Source organism: Sorangium sp. So ce726 (assembly GCF_051521405.1).
Lineage (GTDB): Bacteria > Myxococcota_A > Polyangia > Polyangiales > Polyangiaceae > Sorangium.
In genome coordinates this window covers 6146846-6167883 of record NZ_CP150349.1, presented here as the reverse complement: position 1 = coordinate 6167883, position 21038 = coordinate 6146846, and the positions used below count along the sequence as shown (strand labels likewise).

The window sequence follows — 21038 nt, the reverse complement described above, 5'->3', positions numbered from 1 at the left end:
ATCGCCCGAACCCCTCATCGTCTCTTCCTTATGACCTCTTCCTGTGATGACCCTCCCTCTGCTGTCTCTTCCCATGTTGACGTGCCTCGGAGTGTTGTCGTTCTCCGGTCTCCACCTACGTTTGGCCAGCGCGTCGAAGCCCGCCGCGTAGAGGGCACCTAAGGATCCGCGCATGCCGCACCTGGAGCTTTCGTTCGAATGCGGAGAGGCCTCGCTCTCCGTCCATCAGTTCAGCGTCCACGAGGCGATATCGACGCTGTTCACCGTCTCGGTCGTCGCCCGGTCGGAGAGCAGCTCCATCGATCTCCAGGCCATCGTCGGGCTGCCCGCGTCGCTGCGCGCAGCGAGCGGCGTCCGCGCCGTGCGCGGCGAGGGCGCGCGCCTCTGGGCGGGCATCGTCAGCAACATCGAGCAGGTCGAGGCCGTCGAGACGTCCCCGAGCGCCCTCGAGGTGTCGACCTACCACCTGCGCATCGTGCCCACGCTCTGGCTGCTCGGCCAGCGCCGTGACTATCGTATCTACCAGCACCTCACGATACCCGATATCGTCGACAGGCTCCTCGGCGAGTGGTCCATCGCGCCCGTCTGGAAGATCAACCGGGGCCAGTACCCGAAGCTCGAGTACAAGGCGCAGTACGGCGAGACCGACCACGCGTTCCTGAGCCGCCTGCTCGAGGAGGCGGGCATCGCGTTCGTGTTCGCGAACGACGAGGCGGGCGGCTCCGCGCTCACGCTCGTGGACCGGCCCCACGCCGGGGAGACGCGCACAGGCGGCCCGCTGCGCTTCGTGAACAGCGCGAACCAGGTCGGCGAGACGGAGTTCGTCACCCGCGTGCGCCTCGCCCACGAGGTCAGGCCCGGCGCCTTCACGATCCGCGATCACGACCATCGCAACCCCGCCTATCCGCTCTTCGGCGAGGCCGCGAAGGCGCGCGAGCCCGAGGACAGGCTGGAGCAGTACCTTTACGAGCCCGGGGCGTTCCTTGTCGAGACGGGCAAGGGCGGCGGCACCCCGGTCGCGGACGACAAGGGGGTCGCGCGGTACGACGAGGCGTACGGCAAGGCGCGCGCCGAGCGGCTCCTCTCGGGCGCCCGCGCCGGCAAGCGCCTGGTGTCGTTCGAGACGAACGCGATGGATCTCATGCCGGGGTCGATCTGCTCGATCGAGCACCACCCGCACGCCGAGCTCGGCGAGGCGGCGAGCCTGCTCGTCAGCGCGTGCACGGTGGAGGGCTCTCCCACGGTCGAGTGGAGGACGTCGGCGGAGGCCGTGTTCACCGACGTGCCTTATCACCCCCCGCAGCGGACGCCGAAGCCGCGCGTGGAGGGCGTCCAGAGCGCGACCGTGGTGGGCCCCGCGGGCCAGGAGATCCACGTCGACGAGCTCGGCCGCGTCCGCGTCCAGTTCCCGTGGGACCGCGAGGGCCGCCTCGACGACAACAGCTCGTCCTGGGTCCGCGTCAGCCAGGGCTGGGCGGGCACCGGATACGGCATGATCGTGATCCCGCGTATCGGCCAGGAGGTCCTCGTCGCCTTCCTCGACGGCGATCCCGACCAGCCCGTCATCGTCGGACGCGTCTTCAACGCCGCGCAGAAGGTGCCGTACAAGCTGCCCGATCACAAGACCAGGAGCACCTGGAAGAGCGACTCCTCGCCTGGCTCGAACGGCTCCAACGAGATCATGTTCGAGGACCTGAAGGGCAAGGAGCTCGTCTATCTGCAGGCCCAGCGGGACCTGCGCAAGCTCGTCAAGAACGACGAGGCGATCACGGTGGGCCACGACCGGCAGAAGCTCGTCGTGCGCAACGAGCTCGAGACCACCGGCGGCAACCTCACGGAGGTCACCGGCGTGAACCGCACCGAGATCACGGGCGCGAACCGCCTCACCGTGGTCGGCGGGGCGCACGGCAAGCTGGTGATCGGCGACGAGAGCGAGCGGACGGACGGCGGCCTCGCGCTCTTCGTCGGGGAGGATCAGGACCTCGTTGTACGGCAGGTGAAGCGCGAGCGCGTCGAGGGCGACGCCCACCTGCGCGTGAAGGGCAAGCGGAACGAGCAGATCGACGGCAAGGAGTCGCTGACCGTCGGGAAAGACAGGCACGAGAAGATCGCGAAGAGCCACGCGCTCGAGGCCGGCAAGCAGATCCACCTCAAGGCCGGCACGGCGCTCGTGATCGAGGCGGTGAAGGATCTAACGCTGAAGGGCCCGGGCGGCTTCATCCGGATCGACGCCCAGGGGGTGACGATCCAGGGTGATCTGGTGAAGATCAACAGCGGCGGATCGGCGGGGTCCGGCGCGGGGGCGGAGCCCGAGGCGCCGGAGGAGGCGAAGGAGGCAGAGGTGATCGAGCCGGTGAAGCCCGAGCCGGAGAACGTGGCGCTCACGGGGCTCGGCCAGTGAGCGCGCCTGTGCAGCGCGCGATCGTCGAGGTCCCTCACGGGCCCATGAAGGGGCAGAAGACCGCGATCGCGCCTGGCGGCCGCCTGCGCGTCGGCCGCGTCGACCGGGCCGATCTCGCGATCCCGCGGGATGCGCAGATGTCCGCGCTCCACTTCGAGGTGCGCTGGGACGGCGCGACGTGCCGTGTCCGGGATCTCGGCAGCGCCCGCGGGACGCTGGTCGGCGGGGAGCCGGTGACCGAGGCGGAGCTCGCGAACGGCGCCTGGATCCGGGCGGGCGAGACCGATTTCATGGTGTACTTCGAGGCGGCGACGCCGCCGGACGACGAGGGCGACGACGGGATCGACCCGGACGCGCCGGACGCGCCGTACCAGCGGCGGCTCGCGGCGGCGGCCGCGGAGCGCCGCGCGTACTGCCGTCGGGTCGCGAAGGACCGGCTGCGCCGCGCGCCCGCCCCCCTGTATGCGGTGCTCGACGCGGCGAGGAGCCCGCGGATCCTGGTGCTCCTGCGCGAGTCGGTGGCTCCATACCGGTCGCTGTACGAGGGTATCGAGGGGGAGGCGCTCGCGGACGTGGCGCCGTACCTCGTCCGGCTACCGATCGACGCTGGCGGCGATGGCGACGGCGGCGGCCTCCTCGATCGGCTGGTGGACGAGGGCTGGGGCAAGCGATGGGGGATATTCCTTGCCTGCCCGCTGCCGTTCCGCGACGTGCGGCGCCACCTGCGCCGCTTCCTGATGGTCGAGGAGGACGAGACCGGGGAGCGCCTCTATTTCCGCTTCTACGACCCCGGCGTCCTCCGCGCGTTCGTGCCCACGTGCACGCCGCTCCAGAAGGGAGATCTCTTCGGCGAGATCCGGGAGATGTACATGGAGAGCGAGGATCTCGACGTCCTCCGCTACGCGCGCCCGAGGGGGAGGCCATGCTGAGGGTGAAGCGCCACCAGCGGAGCCAGGCCGGCGATCCCGCGTTCGTGGACCGGACAGCGGCGCACTTCCGGCGGTTTCACGGGGACGCGACAGCGGGCCTGTCGGACGACGAGCTGCGCTTCCGGATCCGGCACGGGATCGAGCGCGGGCGCGCCCACGGGCTCACGTGGGAGTCGAGCCTCACGGTCTTCGTGGCGCACATGATCGAGATCTGCCCGGCGTTCGACGAGCACCCGGCCGCGGCGCGCGTGCTCGCGGACGAGGCGATCCCGGCGGACGAGCGGGTCGAGGCCCTCCTTTCGCACCTCAGCGAGGACGAGTGGGAGGAGGCCGCGCGCATGGGTGATCCCGCCGCGTACTGGGCACGCGTCCACGCGGAGGAAGAGGACGGCGAAGGGCGAGGCTGAGCTTCTGGAGGTCGCATGAAGGGCAAGAGCATCGACGCCAACGAGCCGCTCGACGGCGGCACCCCGGCGCACGTCAAGGCGAGCTTCAACCAGCAGTCGGCGAGCGCGCTCCCGAACGAGCCGCCGTCCGGCACCGAGCGCTGCCCCGCGGGGCGCATCCGGATCGGCGTGTTCTTCGACGGCACGGGCAACAACATGTTCGTGGACTGGGCGAGGAAGAACCCGTCGAACGTCGCCAAGCTCTTCAAGCTCTACAAGCGCGAGGGCACGGTGCAGACGTCCGCGTACCACATCGGCGTCGGCTCCCAGGTGATGTCGAGCGGCGCCAGCCAGAAGGTGGAGGACATCCTCGGCGGCGCCGCCGGCCTCGGCGGCCGCAAGCGCATCGACTGGGGCCGTGAGCAGCTCAACGAGTTCTTCAACCGCGGCAAGAACCACCTCGCCGTCGAGAAGATCATCGACGTCTACGGCTTCAGCCGCGGGGCCGCGCTGGCGCGCGATTTCGTCAACAACGTCAAGAAGTTCCGCGTGGACAACACCCACGCGACGCCCCGCACCGACTACGTGGTGGTGGGGGCTTCGATGGCGGGGGCCGCGGTCGTGCCGGTGAAGGTCTATCCGCCGCTCGGCGGGCTCAAGGTGGCTTTCCTTGGCGTCTTCGACTCGGTCGGCTCCTTCACGGTGGCGGGCAAGGACATGGACGTCGAGTACGACTTCAACGTCGACGCGGACTGGGTCGCGTGGACGACGCACTACATCGCCGAGGACGAGCGGCGGAGCTTCTTCTCGCTCCAGTCGATCCAGGGCAAGAGCGCGTGGCGGCGGCTCTTCAACAGCGTCGGAGGCGAGGAGCCGCTGCCGGCGAACATGGAGGAGACCCCGTATCCGGGGGCGCACGCGGACGTGGGCGGCGGCTACAAGCCGGGCGAGCAGGGCAGGCTGGTCAACCTCGCCCACATCCCGCTCAGGGACATGCACGCTCGGAGCAAGGAGAAGAAGGTCCCGCTCTTGCCGCTCACGAGCCTGCCCGCGGAGTTCCACGTCATCCCGGGCGACCTGCTGGTCGCCTACAACAGGTACCGCGCCGACCGCACGCCCCTGCTCGGCCAGCGGTACCTCCAGGCGCTCGATAACGACGAGTACAAGGAGATCTCCGTGGCGCGGGCCATGATGAAGTCGTGGAGCTACCTCAAGACGAAGTACATCCACGATCAGCTCGACGAGTTCGGGCCGACGACGTTCCTCGACTGGCCATCTGACAAGCTCAGCAAGGTGAACGACTGGCTGAACAACCCGATCGACAACCTCGTCGACTGGTACAAGGACAGGCCGAGGCCTCCTGTGCGCCAGCGGAGCGTGTACTTCAATGCCTCGCGCAGCAAGTGACGTTGCGCGCCGCCCCCGAACCACCAGGGAGACCCGCTGATGCCCCTCCTCGAGCTCACGTTCGAACGCCTCGACCCGTCGCTCTCGGTGCGCCGCTTCGCCGTCCGGGAGGCGATATCGACGCTCTTCAGCGTGACCGTCTGGGCGCGGAGCCCTGACCCGTCGCTCGATCTGTCGGCGCTCGTGGGCGCGCCCGCCACGTTGGTTGCGTTTGCGGCGGGCCCTGGTCACGTGCTCTCGGGCGAGGGGGGGGCGCGGCGCTTCTCGGGCCTGGTGCGCCACATGGAGCTCGCGGAGGTCGAGCCGAGGGGGCTGTCGCTCTATGAGATCCACATTGTCCCGGCGCTCTGGCTGCTCACGCAGCGCAGGAACAACCGCATCTTCCAGCACCTCGCGATCCCCGACATCCTCGGCGCGCTGCTCGGCGAGTGGGGGCTGGAGCACGCGTGGGAGATCGACCGCGGGCGCTATCCGAGGCTCGAGTACAAGGTGCAGTATGGAGAGACCGATTTCGATTTCTTCAGCCGGCTGCTGGAGGAGGCGGGCATCGCTTATGTGTTCCCGGAGGACGGCGGCGGCTCGCGGCTGCTCCTGAGCGATCGGCTGACCGAGGCGGCGGCGCGACCGGCGCCGATCCCGTACGCGAGCAGCCTGAGCGCGCCAGGACCAGAAGAAGAGGTGGAGCGCGTGACGCGCGCCTCGCTGGTCCACGAGGTGCGCCCGGGGGCGTTCACGCTGCGCGGTGTCGATTTCAGGAGCCCTGCTGTCGCGGTCACGGGGGAGGCGCCGCGGGCGAGCGCGCCGGAGGACAGGTACGAGCAGTACCACTACCAGCCGGGCGGCGCGCTGGCGGAGACGGGCCGGCCCGGGGGGACGCCGGTGGCCGACGCGAAGGGGGTCGCGCGCGGCGACGCCGCGTACGCGCAGGGCCGCGCCGCGCGTGCGCTCGAGGGCGAGCGCGCGGGCCGGCGCGCGATCGACTTCTCGACGAACGCGGCGGATCTGCGGCCGGGCACGGTGTTCTCGATGAGCGGCCACCCGCACCCGGACCTGGCCGGCGCGCCGCGGCTGCTCGTGACCGCGCTCTCCCTGGAGGGGACGCACGACGACGTCTGGCAGATCACCGGTCGCGCGGCGCTCGCCGACGCGCCCTATGCGCCGCCGCTCCGGGCGCCGAAGCCGAGGATCCACGGCGTGCAGAGCGCGCGGGTGGTCGGTCCGCCGGGGCAGGAGATCCACACCGACGAGTTCGGTCGGGTGCGGGTGCATTTCCCGTGGGATCGCGCGGGAACGCGCGACCCCGAGGCCTCGATGTGGATCCGCGTGAGCCACGGCTGGGCCGGGGCCGGCCATGGTTTGCTCGCGCTGCCGCGCGTCGGCCAGGAGGTGCTCGTCACGTTCCTGGAGGGGGATCCGGATCAACCGGTCGTCCTGGGCCGGGCGTACAACGCGATAGAGCCCGCGCCCTACGGTTTGCCGGGGAGCAAGGCGATCAGCGCGTGGAAGAGCGAGTCGTCGCCGGGCGGGGGCGGGTTCAACGAGATCAAGCTCGATGACGCGGGCGGAGAGGAGCTGTTCTATTTCCAGGCGGAGAAGAACCTGCGATCGCTCGTCAAGAACGACGAGACGATCACGGTGGGCCGAGATCGCAAGAAGCAGGTGATGGCGAGCGAGATCGACACCACGGGGGTGAACCGGACCGAGGTGACGGGGCTGAATCGCGTCGAGGTGACAGGGACCGACCGGGCGCTCGTGGTCGGCGCCGGGCGGGCGCAGCGCGTGCGGAAGACGTCGACCGAGCGGATCGAGGGGCTCCACGCGCGGCTCGTCGGCAAGGACCTGGACGAGGTCGTGAAGGGGAAGCGGCGGGAGCGGGTGGAGGAGGCGCTGCACACCCGCGTGAAGAAGGATCGCCGGCAGCAGATCGACGGGATGCAATCGCTCACGGTCCTCGAGGATCGGCACGAGAAGGTCGCTGGCACCCACGCGCTGGCGGCGGGGAAGGCGGTCTCTCTGGTCGCCGGCGAGGACATGGTCGGCGAGGGCGACAAGGCCGTGACGGTGAAGGGGCCCGGGGGTTTCCTGCAGATCGACAGCGCCGGGGTGACGATCAAGGGGATGCTGGTGAAGATCAACGCGGGCGGGTCGGCCGGCAAGGGCGAGGGCCCGAAGGCCGAGGCGCCGGAGGAGGCCGTGGAGGCCGTGGTTCCGGTGCCGCCCGGGGTGGGGTCATAGGCCTTAACCAAGCCTCGCGCCGCGTTCTCCTACATCCGAACGTTTACGTGAACGTTTACGTGGTCGTGGTCGTGGTCGTGGTCGTCAACGATAGGCCGTGAACGACCACGACCACGACCACGTTCACGACCACGTTCACGTTCATGTAAACGTTTACGTTGGTGACCGATGGTGGGGTGGGGGGGCGGGCTTCGCGCCCTGAGTGTAACCGAACGAGCTTGGTTAACGCCTATGCCTGGGTAGGGTAGGGCGCGCGCGTCAGGGCTTCTTCGCAGCGCCGGCCGCGCCCGGCGCCGTGATCTCGTACTCGCCCGGGGGCACCGCCTGCAGCGCGCGCGCCCTCTCACAGGCCTCCTTCGCGCAGCCGGCGATGAGGTCCTCCACGACAGCCCGGTAGTCGTCGCGCGTCACGAACCCGTCGCCGTCCCTGTCCAGGGCCGAGCTGCGTTTGTAGACGGCGCGCTGGCGCCTCGTGACGCGGATCTCCTGGCCGTCCTTCGTCGCGGTGTAATACGTCGCCTTCTCGTCGACCCCGAGGAGCTCGCCGTCCTGAGAGATGACGCTGCGTCCGCCTGCCTCCCTCCGGTGTGCCTTGTAGTAGGCCGTCACGTCGTCGGAGATCTCGACGCGTCCCGCGCCGGGATCGTCGAAGAACGGGCCGCGGCAGATCGAGGCGGAGACACCGAGGAGGTCGTGGGCCGGATCCAGGCCGTCCGGCTCCAGGACGGCGAGCGCGACGTCCCGGATCTCGCTGAAATCGGCCGCTGGATACGCCTGCTTCCGCGCCTCGAAATACGCCTCGGCGACCTCGAGCTGCGCTATCCGGCACATGCCCGCGAGCGACGCCGTGGACGTGCCGAGCTCCGCGGCCGTGCCCGGCGCGATCTGCAGGAGGCCCACGGCGTTCGAGCCGGGATCCTTGACGCTGGGAGAGCAGGTGTGGCCCGTCACGAGGTGGATGACGCCCACGAACGCTCCCGCGTCGCCGCCGAGGCGACGGGCCATCTCGCTCGTGGCGAGGAGGAAGTTGTGGTCGTTGTCGAGGCAGTCCTCATGCTGCGCGCACAGGGCGCATGTCCCTTTGCGCGGGGGCCTGAGCACGTTGGGTGTCGCCGGGGAGACGGCGTTCGCGCGGGCCCGCCCTTCCTTCCTGGCGAGCGCGGCGCAGAGCGCGGGCGTCGCGGGGAGCGCCTCCACGAGCCTGACCGCGGGGGCGCCCTCGGCCTGGGCGGGCACCTCCCTGGCAGGCGCGGCCTCGCCCTTGTGCGCGGCCTCGAGCCGCCGCATCGTCTCCTCGTCGGCGTGGCCGGTCGCGGGGAGGCCGAAGTCCCGTTGGAACCGCCTGAGCGCGCGCACCGCGGCTTCCAGCGGCGACCCGGCCGACGGCTCGATCGCGTAGCCGAGGTTCCTGAGCCGCTCGACGATGCCCGAGGTTCCCTCGTCGGGCGTGCTCGCGATCGGGTTCAGGTGAGCGATGTCGAGGTCCCAGCGGTACCTCCCCACGTCGAGCCTCGCCTTCGCGGCCTCGGCCGGCATCTCTCGGACGATCGCGCCCGCGGCGTCGGTGGTCCCCGTGAGCGTCTCGCCCCCGACCTCCAGGGTGAACGCCTGCTCCGCGAGCGGCTGGCCCCGCGGATCGCGCAGGAAGAGGTGGAGCTTCCTCGCCGACGAGGCGGCCGCCGCCGCGATCGGGAGGCCGCGCTTCTTCACCGACCTTGCGCCGCTTTCGGGGATGAAGAGCACATCGCCCGGGTAGAGCACGTTGGCGTCGCCGTCGCGCCTGTCGTGGAGGTCCTTGTTGGCCGCGTCGGTCCAGATGACCATGGGATCGGAGAAGCCGTATCGCTTCGCGATCGAGGACAGGCACTCTCCCTGATGTACGGTGTGGCTGGGCATGGCGCTCCCGGGGGTCCTCGCGCTCTCTGGTTATCCTTGCCGCTGCTGCCGCGCCTCGCGCTCCTTGCGCTTGCGCTCGCACTCTTCGCAGAACGGCTCATCGGTCTTCAGGGTCTCGGCCTGGGCCGACGACCCGATCATCACGGTCGGGCACCCCGCCACGATCACCCCCCCGTGACCGGTCGGATCCCCCATGCGCGCGGCGGGCTTGTTGCCGATGAGCACCGTGCTCTCCCCCTGCTTCACGGAGTCCGGCGGCCCGACGCAGGTGAGCGTGTCGCCCTCGCGGGCCGCCGGCTGAAACCCGATCAGGACGGTGGACTCCCCGAGCAGGACGGGACCACCGACGTGCGGTACGGGGCCCGGCTCGACCTTGGGGCAGGTGTGCATGTCGGTGATGCGCGCAGCAGGGGGCATGGCGTCTCGTCTCCGTCGCGTCCGGCGCAGCGTCATCGTCGCGCGTTCGTCCGGGGCGATCATAGTACGGATCCATTCGCGCGCGTCGTCGGGCGCGCTGGGCCGCTGCACCGTGGTCCGCCGTGGTCCCGCGGGGCCTGCTGCCTCGCCACGGCCCCATGGCCGCGTGCGTCCGTCCGGAACCGGCGTTCAGCGCTGTACAACCGTTCGTGCGGCGTGATAAGCGCTCGAGCAGCCCTCGAACGAGAGGATCTGCTCGAATGTCCAGCAAGCAACCTCCTCCGCACGTCACCGCCGCCCACGCGGCGGGGCTGGCTGCGCTGCTCGGCGCGACGGACGCTGCCGCGGAGAACGAGCGCGCGGGGAGGGCGGAGCGGCACTTCGAGCGGGCACGGCGGGGGCGGTCGGCGCAGCCCGGGCCACGCGCGAAGCCCGCCGCTGGCCCGCTCCCGCCGAGCGGCAGGTCGAACGCGGGGGGCGCGAGGGAGTACGTGCGCGCCGCGCCGACGCGCTCGCCGGTGCTGAACGCGTTCCTGAGCGAGCTCGGCACGGAAGGCGAAGCGCTCGTGCCGGCGAACGTCCACGTCTTCGACGAGCACACCCTCGCGCCGAGGCTCGTCGAGCTCGCGCGCCAGCGGGTGGTCTCCATGCTGCTCGCCGTGGGCAGGACCGAGGTGGCCATGACCCTGGCGCAGATGCCGTCGATCACCAACGAGCGCGCCGCGCGGCTCTTCATGAGGCAGGCGGTCCACGTCGGCGGCGATCTCGGTGAGATCACGGGCGACTACGCGCGGCACTACCGGCGCTCGGGGGCCCCGGAGCGCGACGACCAGCGCGCGGGCTGCATCATGGCCGCGTTCGCAGGACGCCTGAGCGCCATGGCGGAGAAGCTGCTCGGCCCGCACGTGCGGGCCGAGCTGCGCGCCGCCCTGGAGGCGCTGACGTCGCAGGGCAGCCCTCCCGCGCGGCGGGCGCGCGCGAGCGATCTCCGCGCGCCGCAGGCCGCCGGGCGAGGCGCCCCCGCGACGGCGGCGCGCGACGCCGCGAGCTCGGCGGCACGGCCGAGGCGCAAGTAGGCGGCGCGCGGCGCCGCGGGCTCGGCGATCCGGTCGAGGCGCAAGGACGCGGCGCGCGGTCCGGGTCGGATCCTGTTGCGGTGGGCCCGTTCGTTTGCTTCGTTGGGCGCGAGGCGCCCCGGCTGCTCGACCCTGAGCCCCTGGGGTGCGCGTTCCCAGCGAGAGGCCGAGGCTCATGAATTCGCTCGTAGAAGGCAGCGTCGTCGCCGGTAGATACCGCCTCGAGCGCATGCTCGCGCGGGGCGGGATGGGGTCGATCTGGGTGGCCCGGCACCTCCAGCTCGACGCCACAGTCGCGGTCAAGCTCATGGCGCCCGAGTACGCTTCCTCGTCCACCGCGCGGGCGCGCTTCGAGCGCGAGGCGAGGGCCGCGGCGCAGCTCAAGATACCGAACGTCGTGCACGTGCACGATTATGGGATCGAGGGCGACACGCCTTTCCTCGTGATGGAGCTCCTCGAGGGCGAGGATCTCGAGACACGGCTCTCGCGGGAGAGGCGCCTCTCCACGGCGGCTACGCTCGGCATCCTCACGCAGGTGTGCAAGGCCCTGCGTCGCGCGCACGAGATGGGGATCGTCCACCGCGACCTCAAGCCGGCGAACCTCTTTCTCTCGCGGCAGGACGAGGACGAGATCGTGAAGATCCTCGACTTCGGGATCGCCAAGGCCCAGGGCACGCTGCTGGCCGGCAACGAGACGAAGACAGGCACGCTCGTCGGCTCGCCCTACTTCATGAGCCCCGAGCAGGTGCGCCGCAGCAAGACCCTCGACTGGCGCAGCGATCTCTGGTCCGTCGGCGTGATCGCGTATCGCTGCCTCACCGGCCATCTCCCGTTCCCGGGCGAGGAGATCGGCGAGGTGTTCGTGGCGATCTGCACGGAGGACGCCCCCCTCGCATCCAGCATCGTGCCGGAGCTCGGGCCCGGGGTGGATGGGTTCTTCTCACGGGCGCTCGCGCGCGACCCGGCGCATCGGTTCCAGGGCGCGAGCGAGCTCGCCGAGGCGCTCGGCGCGGCGGTCGGCGCGGCGGGGTCGGAGCCCCGACCTCTCCAGCCGTCGGTTCCCGCGGAGGGGGCGACTCCGCTGCTCGTCGTCCGTGGCGGCACGATGGCCGCGAGCCCAGATGCGATAGTGGCGCGTCCAGACGCGATAGTGGCGCGTCCAGACGCGATAGTGGCGCGTCCAGATGCGGCGAGCCCTGGAATGATGGGACCGAGTCCCGGCACGATGGGCGCCGCCTCCAGCGCGTCCGCGCCCACGCAGCGAAACGAAGCAGGACCCCCCTTCCACGGCTCTCCGAGCGGTGGCGCCTCGGAGGGCGCTGCGCCGGCGTTCCAGGGGTCCATCAGCACGTTGACGTCGGCCGGAAATACCCTCGCTCCGACGAAAGCCGACAGCCGCCGCGCCAGGATCTCGCTGGCCGTGGGCGCGACCGCGCTCGCGCTGGGGCTCGTCACCTATGCGGTCCTTCGCGCCCCCGCGCCGGGCGGCGAGCCGACCTCGCAGCCCGACCCGGCGGCGTCGCCTGTCTCCGCGTCCGCGCTCTCCGCCGCCCCGCCGTCAACCGCGTCACCGGAGCCTCAGCCGCCGCCCTCCCACAGCGCGACGGCCGCGCCGAGCGCGCCTGCAGCCTCCGAGGCACCGACCAGCGCGCCCGCGCCCGTGCGCGCGACGCCGGCGCCGTCATCGTCCGCCAGAAAACGGGCGCCGCTGCCCTCGAGGCCCCGGACCCCTCGGGACGATCCCACCGACCACATGTGACCAGCCGCCGCGTCGCGAGGAGCCCGTGCGCTCGCGCACGCCGCCGCGCGCGAGCTCACCCGCCCGGGTGGGTGTTCTTGTAGAGCCGCAGGCTGTTTCGGATCGCCATCGTCACCGTCATGGGGCCGACGCGGGGCACGAACACGCTCGCCTTGCTCTGGATATCGTCGCTGAAGTTCTTGAAGGTGGAGAAGTTGATGCAGAGGGCGCCCTCGCGGATCTCGTCGCCCTGCACGACAGGGAAGCTCCTCGAGGGCACGCCGGTCACCACGATGTCCGCCTGCCGCAGCGCGCTCGCCCGGTCCACGGTCGTCTCGCGCACCTCGTGCATGTCGCCCGAGGAGCTGGGCACGAAGAGCAACGGACCGTCGATGTCGAACGACGTCACGTGGGCTCCGTCGTGCGCCATCATGCTCGCGAGCGGCCTCCCGACGACCTCGCTCCGGTTGAAGATGCATACGCGCCGGCCCGCGAGCGGCTGCTCCCCCTCGCCGAAAAAGCCGGCCGCCTCGACCAGCTTGAGGACGGCCAGCGGCGTGCACGGCAGGATCGCCTTCCTGGTCTTCGCCTCGTCCAGGAAGCGCTGGTTCTGGTACAGGCAACGTGCCCAGAACGTGTGGAGCCCCTCGATGTCCTTCGCGGGATCGACGCTGTCCCGCAAGTACACGTCCTGCTCCGTGCCGAAGATCGGGTAATACACCATCATCCCGTGCACGCGCGCGTCCTCGTTCGCCGCGCGGATGGTGTCCTCGGCGTCGAGCCGTGTCGCGTGGCGGATCTCGAAGCGGACCCCCACGGCCTCGCACGCCTTGCGCGTGTACTCGGCGTACGTGTACGACGGCCCGTGATCCGCCGCGAGCACACCGACCAGGACCAGCGGCTCGGGCAGCGCCGCGAGCTCCGCCCGGATCTCGCTGCGGTACGTCTCCGCCACCGCGGTCGGATCGAGGACGCTGGCCGTGCGAGTGCCCGGGCTCGGCGGAATGTGGTGAGGGTCCATCCTGGGGCGGAGACGAGCACGCGCGAGCATCGGTGTCAAGTTTCCGGCGGGGCAACTCTCTCACCTCTGCCGACGCTGCCAGTTCTGCCGATTCCTACTTTGACTTCGCCGGCGCGATGCGCGATCGGTGACTCGGGCGCTTCGTGGCGTGGAGTTCCCGGCAGGGCGGTATCGCGCCGCGCTGGAAGCGCGACGTGTCCCATCCCAACCATGGTTCACGCCGGGGCCGAGGAGGAGCGCGGGCAGGGGCGGAGACTCCAGCCCTCCGGAGAGCCGCCTTGCCTGGCTCACGAGCTCATCGCGAGGAGGACCGCCGCTCCGGGCCCGCGTCCACCACGGGCGCCGCCACGCGGTTGCCTTCGGTCTCGGCGGGGCTGCCGGCGCCGGGAACGCGGAGGACCATACCGCCCTTGCCGCGCAGCTCATCGACGAAGTTCGCTCCGAACACCTCCTCGGGTGTGTCGCCGTCGCGGCCGCCCATGCCGGAGAGCCCCTCGAGGCTAGCGATGTTTCCGTCCCGGCGTCTGGGCGCCGGACGAGAGCGCAAAACATCGTCCCGGGTCACCTTCAGCGCCACCACGTCCTCGCGCATCACGTCGATCCAGGATGCGGGGAAGTCGGCCTCGGCGCCCGCGGGGCCGCGCACGCGGAGCCGCGAGATGTCGTTGCCAGGATCGTTCGCGCCGATGCCCACGAGCTGCGCCTCGGCCTCGTCGGCGGTCATCACCCGCGTGTCGGGGCCGAGCTCGACCGTATCGTCCGTGACCCCGAGCGCCTCCTCCAGCTCCTGCCTCCGCTCGGGCGGCTGCGGCACGAGCGAGGTATCGACGCGCCCCGGCGGCTGCGCCGTCGTCCGCCCGTCGTAGTACCGAGGCAGCGCCAGGAGCTCGTCCCGCCCGGACCGTAAGTAGAGGTGCCCGTCCGCCGTGCCCTGCACGAGATCCATCGAGATCAGCAGCTCCTCGCTCGCCAGCGGAGAACGGAGCACCACGTGGGTCAGCACGCCCCGCTCCCGGTCGATCAGGACGCGGTCGAGCACGCCCGCATCGAGGCCGCCGTCGGCCATCACGGGCATCTCGAAGTCGATCTGCATGGTCCCCTCCTCGGCGGCGAAACGCCTCGCACTCGGGCGAGAACCTGAGACGGTCGGATGCCGATGTCCAGGGGAGCACGGCGCGGACGCTCGTGACCGGTCGACCCCATCCCATGGGCCGGGCGCGCCGCGTGGCCTCGCCATCGCAGGTGGTCGGCGGTCCTCGGCGCTTCGAGTCCTCGAGTTGTCGAGTCGCAGAGGCGTCGCTGACGCGGGCGAGAGCGCTGATGGTCACGCGATGCCGTGATCTCGTGATGCCCTGGCGGCGCGATTCCGTGATCTCGTGTGCCGTGACGCTGTTAAAAACCGCGTTGTCGCGGTCCTGCGTGGCTGTATCGCCGGGACTGAAGCGGTGTTATGGCTGGAAATCATGGGGATGATGCGAGCTCGATACGCGATGCTGATGGGGCCAGCCGTTCTGTGGTTGGCTGTGGCGCAGGGCTGTTCGACGACAGTACGAGACTTCGGAGGTGGCAGCGGCGGCGATGGCGGCAGCGGCGGTGACGACAGCGGCAGCGGCAGCAGCGGTGGTCATGGCGCCGGGGAGAGCGGCGGTGAAGGCGGCAGCGTCGGCGAAGGCGGCAGCAGCGGCGAAGGCGGTAGCGTCGGCGAAGGCGGCAGCAGCGGCGAAGGCGGCAGCGTCGGCGAAGGCGGCAGCGTCGGCGAAGGCGGCAGCGGCGGCGAAGGCGGGGGTGGGCCGGTGTGTACGCCGGAGACCGACGGCGAGCTCTGCACCGCGCGCGGCCAGGAGTGCGGCGGCTTCGAGGCCGTCGATCGGTGCGGCGAGCGCAGGCAGGTCGCCTGCAATGGGTGCGCGCTCCCGGCGCGCTGCGGGGGCGGCGGCGCGGTGGACCGCTGCGCCGCGCACCCGTCGCTGATCGGCATCGACGGCTACATCCTGCAGGAAGGCTCGCTCGGAGGGCGATTCCACGTCACCTTCGCCAACGATGGCGTGGCCACCGCCGGTGGCTTTTGCTGCGCCGATACCGTCGCGGAGGCGCGGAGCGCGTACCCGGGCAAGAACATGATCGTGTTGCCAGGTCAGTCCCGGGTGACCGCCGGAGAGGTGCCGTCGCTCCGGCGCGTCGATGGGTACATCGTTCCTTCCCGCCCCGGAGACGCCGGACCGCTCCGGGTCGAGTTCGCCATCGACGGCGCCCTCACCGGCGAGGGGACCTGCTGCGCCGAGAGCATCGACGCCGCACGCGCGGCGCACCCCGACAAGAACCTCGGCTACCTCCCCGAGTTCCCCATGTGAACGGAGACCGGCGCGCCGGGGAGGCGCCGGTGAGCCAGAATCTTGGCACACCCTGGCGCACCTCCCGCGCGCCGTCTGCGTCTATTCCCGCGGATTTGCTGCTCCAGGGCCGAGGTCCATCTTGGTACGTCGGATGCAACCTACGCGCCGGCCGCTGGGGATGTGCCAGCGCCGATCGGGAGGATTTGGACTTATGCGCGTACGCTTCGATGCTCTCCGCCGACGCTGGAGCTCTCCCCACCTGCTCGCTGCGCTGGCGCTGGCGAGCGCGTTCGCGGCGGGGTGCTCCTCCGATGAGGCCCCGCCAACGACGCTCGGTCGCCCGGATCAACCGCGGAACGGCACGCTCGAAATCGACGAAGCGAGGCTGCTGGGCGCGATCGACGGGGGCGATCTGCGCCTCCAGATCCCGGTGCGCAACCTGACCGCCGGCGCGACGAGCGGCCACCTGCGCGTCACGCTCGTCGATCTCGCCGCGGACAAGGAACAAGGCACGACCGAGGTCGACCTGGAGATCGCGGGCGGGACGGCGACGACCGCGGAGGCGCGCCTTCCGGCGCCGGCCGTGAGCGCGCAGCCGGGCCTCGCGAGGTACGTCGTTCGCGTCGACGACGGGTCGGAGGAGGGGCTGCTCGTCACGCGGAGCCTTCTCCGCGTCATCCCGCCCTACGACGTGCAGCTCGAGGGGCCGGCGCGCGTGGTGCGCGGGCGCACGGCGAGCTACCGCGTGCGCGCGACCGACGCTTTCTCCCATCAGCCGGTGCCCAACGTGGAGGTCGAGCTCTCGGTGGGCGAGGGGGCGCGGCCGCTCCGCGGGACGACCGACGCGCTCGGCGCCGCGGTGTTCGAGGTGGAGCCCGGCGCGCTCGGCGCGCACCCCGTCTCCGCGCAGGCGCTCGGCTTCGGCGTCAACGCGGCCCTCACCGCGAACATCACCGTCGAGGGCCCCGGCCCGAAGCTGCTCCTCACCACCGACAAGCCGCTCTACAAGCCCGGCCAGACGATCCACCTGCGCGCGCTCGCGCTCGAGCGGGGGAACAACGCGCCGCTCGTCCGCGAGCCGATCACGTTCGAGGTGGAGGACGGCAAGGGCAACAAGATCTTCAAGAAGCCGATCGTGACCGACGCTTATGGCGTCGCGGCGACGACGTTCCGGATCGGATCCATCGTCAACACCGGCGAGTTCAAGGTGCGCCTCGTGAGCGGGGAGACCACGACGGAGAAGGTCGTGACTGTGGGGCAGTACGCGCTGCCCAAGTTCGAGGTCGCCGTGAGGACCGACAGGCCGTGGTACACGGCGGGCGACACGCTGACTGGCACCATCGATGCGCGCTATTTCTTCGGCAAGAACGTCGCCGGCGGCAGCGTGACCATCGAGGCGGCGTCGCTGGACATCGGTCAGACGACGTTCCAGCGCATCGTGGGCGAGCTCAACGCCGAGGGCCATTACGGGTTCAGCCTGACGCTTCCGCCGAGCCTCGCGGGCCTGCCGCTGGAGCAGGGCGACGCGGCCGTGACGCTCACCGTCACCGTCGCGGACACGGCGGGACAGGAGGTCACGAAGGCGATCCCGGTCAAGGTCGCCGCCGACGCGGCCTCGATCGTGCTCGTGCCCGAGGCGCGCGAGCTCGTCCCGGGGATCCCCAACACCCTCCTTCTCTTCGTCACCGACCCGCTCGGGGCGCCGCTCGCCGACACGGCCGCGGTCATCACGGCGCCGGACGGCACGCAGCTCACCGCGCGCACCGACGCCTTCGGCCAGGCCGTGGTGAGCTTCACCCCGCCGGTCGCGACGGCGGACGGCGCGACGGCGGACGGCGCGTTCGAGGTGCGGGCGACGGTGGGGGAGCGGGCGGTCACGCGGAAGTTCTCGTTCGGCACGCAGACGGGCGGCGAGCACCTCCTCGTGCGCACCGACCGGGCCGTCTACGAGACCGGCGAGACGGTCGAGGTCACCATCGAGTCCAGCGAGGAGGCCGGCAGCGTCTATGTCGACTGGCTGAACGACGGTCAGGCCGTCGACATGCGCTCTCTCGAGCTCGAGGGCGGGCGCGCCCATTTCAGCATGCCCGTCGACGCCGGCCTGCTCGGCAGCAACCGGGTCGAGGCCTACCTGGTCGACGACGATGGCAACCTGGTCCGCTCCGGCCGCACCGTGTTCGCGCGGGGCGACTCCGCGCTGAGCGTCGAGGTCCAGGCCGACAAGCCGCTGTATGCGCCGGGGGAGACGGCGACGCTGCGGCTGTCGGTCAAGGACGACGCGGGGAACCCGAAGGTCGCCGCGCTCGGCGTCCAGGTGGTCGATCAGGCCGTCTTCGCGCTGGTCGACGCCCAGCCCGGGCTGCTCCGCACGTACTTCGAGCTGGAGGACGAGTTCGCGAAGCCGAGCTACGAGATCCACGGCCCGGCCGCGAACCTCCAGGACCTGCTGTTCAACGCGACCGCGAGCGAGGATCCCGAGCAGGCCGAGGCCGCGCAGGTGAAGACCCAGGCCTCGCTCGCCGCGCTCGCCGGCACGTCGCTCACCGGGCTCCAGGCGCGCACGTGGCCCGCCGTGCTGGCGAAGGTGCCGGAGGAGCTCGCGCCGTTCTACGAGCGCCAGAAGGGCGTCATGAAGCCCTGGCTCGCGGAGGCCACCGTGGCCGCCGCGCAGGAGCTGAAGGCGCTCGGCTGCGACAGCACCCAGTTCAGCTGCAACGGGGGGGGCGTGTACGTCGAGCTGCTCGGGAGCCGGGTCGCCGAGCGCCTGCGCGCCTTTGATGTGTGGGGCAACGCGTACCGGGTGGCCTCCAGCTGGAGCGGGCTCACGCTGCAATCGTCGGGGCCCGACGAGGTGGAGCAGAGCCAGGACGACGCGACGTTCGCGTTCGCGTTCAGCGATCTCGGGGTCCAGGTGCCCCCGCAAGGGTGGGATGAAGGGGCCGTCCCTGACGCGGACGGCGGCTGGGCCAATGGTGGCGTCGCGAGCGCGAGCGGAGCGGGGACCGGAACGGGCGGCGGCTCGGCCGGGGAGCCCACCGAGGAGCCTGGCGGCGCCGGCGGGCCGCGCGTCCGGCGCGAGTTCCCGGAGACCCTCTACGTCAACCCGAGCGTGATCACGAGCCCCGACGGCACGGCCACCCTGAGCATCCCGCTCGCGGACAGCATCACCGAGTGGCGGCTCTCGGCGCTGGCGAACTCGACCGACGGCAAGCTCGGCGGCATCCAGAGCGGCTTCAAGGTGTTCCAGGACTTCTTCGTCGACGTGAGCTTCCCGGCCACGCTCACGCGCGGCGATGAGGTCGAGTTCCCGATCGCCGTCTACAACTACCTGGAGACGCCGCAGACGGTCGATCTCAGCCTCGAGCCGGGGAGCTGGTATACGCCGCTCGGCGCGACGTCGACGACGGTGTCCCTCGCGGCGGGCGAGGTGCGCGGCGTCCGGTTCCCGGTGAAGGTGAACACGGTGGGCGTCAACTCGCTCACCGTCACCGCGCGGGGCAGCGCGGGCGCCGACGCCGTGGCCCGCACCGTGCGCGTGGTCCCGGACGGGAAGCCCTTTGCAGAGAGCGAGTCTGGCATGCTCGCGCCGGGCAACGCCGCCCACGCGCTGTCGTTCCCTGCGGACGCGGTCCCCGGCTCGAACCAGCTCTATCTCGAGATCTACCCCGCGTTCCTGTCGCAGGTCGTGAGCGGCATGGACAGCATGCTCCAGGTCCCGAATGGCTGCTTCGAGCAGACCACCTCGACGACCTGGCCCAACGTGCTCGTCACGCAGTACATGAAGCAGACTGGCCAGATCACCCCGGAGATCCAGATGAAGGCCGAGTCGCTGATCTCGGCGGGGTACCAGCGATTGCTCACGTTCGAGCACTCGGGCGGCGGCTTCTCGTGGTTCGGTGAGCAGGACGGGCATCCGTACCTGTCGGTCACAGCGTTCGGCGTCATGGAGTTCGCCGACATGATCAAGGTCCACACCGTGGACGAGGCGATGCTCGCCCGGACCGTCGCGTGGCTCGCCGGGCAGCAGAAGGCGGACGGCACGTGGGAAGGCGACCAGACCGAGTTCTTCAGCTTCCACACGGGCACGCTCCGCAACAGCGCCTTCGTGCTCTGGGCGCTCGCGAGCGCGGGGTACACGGGGCCCGAGATCGGGACGGGGCTCGCCTACCTGGGCCGCTCGCTGAAGCCGGCGACCGACGACCTGTACACGCTGGCGATCGCGGCCAACGCGCTCGCCGTGGCCGACCCCTCCGGCGCGCTGACCGACAGCGTGCTCGACGCGCTGGACCAGCGCAAGACCGCGGAAGGAGACGCATTTTACTGGGATGACGGGGGCACGCAGACCTCGTTCTACGAGTCCGGGAACGACGCCAGGGTCACGACCACCGCGCTCGCGGCCCACGCGCTGCTCTCCGCGGGTGCCCACCGGCCGAGCGCCGACGGCGGCGTGAAGTTCCTGACCCAGTCGAAGGACGCGAACGGCAATTTCGGCTCCACCCAGGCGACGATCTGGAGCCTGCGCACCCTGCTCCTCGCCGCGAGCAAGGGGACGGAGGGCGCCACGGGGACGGTGACCGTCGCGGTCGACGGCGAGGCGGCGGGCACGGTCTCCCTGCGCGAGGACCAGGCCGACGTCATGACGACGGTCGACCTCACACACCTCGCGACCGCGGGCGCGCACGACGTCACGATCGCGTTCTCGGGCGAGGGGAAGCTCAGCTACAACCTGGTAGGCCGCCACAACCTGCCGTGGAGCGCGGTCCCGAACGACGCGGGAGGCCCGCTCGCGGTCAGCGTGACGTACGACAAGACCCAGCTGTACGTGGACGACATCGTGACGGCGTCGCTGAGCGTCCAGAACAAGACGGACTCGGTGCAGAGCATGGTCCTCGTGACCGTGGGGCTGCCGCCCGGCTTCCAGCTCCTGACCGAGGATCTCCAGGAGTACATCGCGGCGGGCCAGCTCTCGAAGTTCGAGATCACGGGCAAGCAGCTGATCCTCTACGTGAAGGAGATCCCTGCGGGGCGCGCGGCCACCTTCGCTTACCGGCTGCAAGCGACCATGCCTGTCAGGGCGGAGGACGGCGGCGCCGAGGCGCACCCGTACTACCAGCCGGAACAGCAGAGCTTCTCCGGAGCGCAGCTCCTCGAAGTGGCGGGGGAGTGAGGGGCTGAGCGGGCGAGGGGCGCTGACCGCGG

Annotated in this window: 13 protein-coding genes; 9 read left to right on the top strand and 4 right to left on the bottom strand. The window is 70.9% G+C overall.

All coding sequences use genetic code 11. The annotated features are described in order from the left end of the window. The first annotated feature begins 172 nt into the window (after positions 1–172). From WME79_RS23005 to WME79_RS22985, 5 genes are read left to right on the top strand one after another with little or no spacing between them, the layout of a single operon-like run. Positions 173–2401: a type VI secretion system Vgr family protein gene (locus tag WME79_RS23005; RefSeq protein WP_437538986.1), complete on the top strand. Its 2229-nt coding sequence runs from the start codon at positions 173–175 to the stop codon at positions 2399–2401. Then, positions 2398–3330 carry a DUF4123 domain-containing protein gene (locus tag WME79_RS23000; protein WP_437538984.1) on the top strand — a complete coding sequence of 311 codons (933 nt, stop codon included), beginning with the start codon at positions 2398–2400 and terminating at the stop codon, positions 3328–3330. The genes WME79_RS23005 and WME79_RS23000 overlap by 4 nt, the downstream gene beginning before the upstream one ends. Next, positions 3324–3737, top strand: a complete 414-nt coding sequence (locus tag WME79_RS22995; protein ID WP_437538983.1) for a hypothetical protein — start codon at positions 3324–3326, stop codon at positions 3735–3737. The genes WME79_RS23000 and WME79_RS22995 overlap by 7 nt, the downstream gene beginning before the upstream one ends. 15 nt (positions 3738–3752) lie before the next feature. Then, positions 3753–5123, top strand: coding sequence for a T6SS phospholipase effector Tle1-like catalytic domain-containing protein (locus WME79_RS22990; protein WP_437538981.1), 1371 nt, complete (start codon positions 3753–3755; stop codon positions 5121–5123). 39 nt (positions 5124–5162) lie between these two features. Beyond that, positions 5163–7358 carry a type VI secretion system Vgr family protein gene (locus WME79_RS22985; RefSeq protein WP_437538979.1) on the top strand — a complete coding sequence of 732 codons (2196 nt, stop codon included), beginning with the start codon at positions 5163–5165 and terminating at the stop codon, positions 7356–7358. A gap of 258 nt (positions 7359–7616) precedes the next feature. Here the strand turns inward: WME79_RS22985 and WME79_RS22980 are convergent, their stop codons facing one another. Both WME79_RS22980 and WME79_RS22975 read right to left on the bottom strand, forming a co-directional pair. Then, the gene (locus WME79_RS22980) at positions 7617–9254 is read right to left on the bottom strand and encodes a peptidoglycan-binding protein (RefSeq protein ID WP_437538977.1); all 1638 of its coding nucleotides are present in this window, start codon (positions 9252–9254) and stop codon (positions 7617–7619) included. A gap of 30 nt (positions 9255–9284) precedes the next feature. Beyond that, on the bottom strand, positions 9285–9671 hold the full coding sequence (locus WME79_RS22975; protein ID WP_437538975.1) for a PAAR domain-containing protein: 387 nt from the start codon (positions 9669–9671) through the stop codon (positions 9285–9287). 260 nt (positions 9672–9931) lie between these two features. On the opposite strand from WME79_RS22975, the gene WME79_RS22970 reads away from it, so the two are divergent. Next, positions 9932–10747 carry a hypothetical protein gene (locus WME79_RS22970; RefSeq protein ID WP_437538973.1) on the top strand — a complete coding sequence of 272 codons (816 nt, stop codon included), beginning with the start codon at positions 9932–9934 and terminating at the stop codon, positions 10745–10747. A gap of 175 nt (positions 10748–10922) precedes the next feature. Next, on the top strand, positions 10923–12506 hold the full coding sequence (locus WME79_RS22965; protein ID WP_437538971.1) for a protein kinase domain-containing protein: 1584 nt from the start codon (positions 10923–10925) through the stop codon (positions 12504–12506). Between the two features lie 55 nt (positions 12507–12561). Here the strand turns inward: WME79_RS22965 and WME79_RS22960 are convergent, their stop codons facing one another. Both WME79_RS22960 and WME79_RS22955 read right to left on the bottom strand, forming a co-directional pair. Continuing rightward, positions 12562–13506 (bottom strand): bifunctional methylenetetrahydrofolate dehydrogenase/methenyltetrahydrofolate cyclohydrolase, encoded by a 945-nt coding sequence (locus WME79_RS22960; protein ID WP_437538969.1) that lies wholly within the window; start codon positions 13504–13506, stop codon positions 12562–12564. Between the two features lie 295 nt (positions 13507–13801). Continuing rightward, entirely contained in the window at positions 13802–14599 is a 798-nt protein-coding gene (locus tag WME79_RS22955) for a hypothetical protein (RefSeq protein ID WP_437538968.1), read from the bottom strand. Between the two features lie 403 nt (positions 14600–15002). On the opposite strand from WME79_RS22955, the gene WME79_RS22950 reads away from it, so the two are divergent. Next, entirely contained in the window at positions 15003–15857 is an 855-nt protein-coding gene (locus WME79_RS22950) for a hypothetical protein (protein ID WP_437538966.1), read from the top strand. A gap of 193 nt (positions 15858–16050) precedes the next feature. Continuing rightward, complete coding sequence (locus WME79_RS22945) at positions 16051–21006, top strand: MG2 domain-containing protein (protein ID WP_437538964.1); 4956 nt, start codon at positions 16051–16053, stop codon at positions 21004–21006. Positions 21007–21038 lie beyond the last annotated feature (32 nt).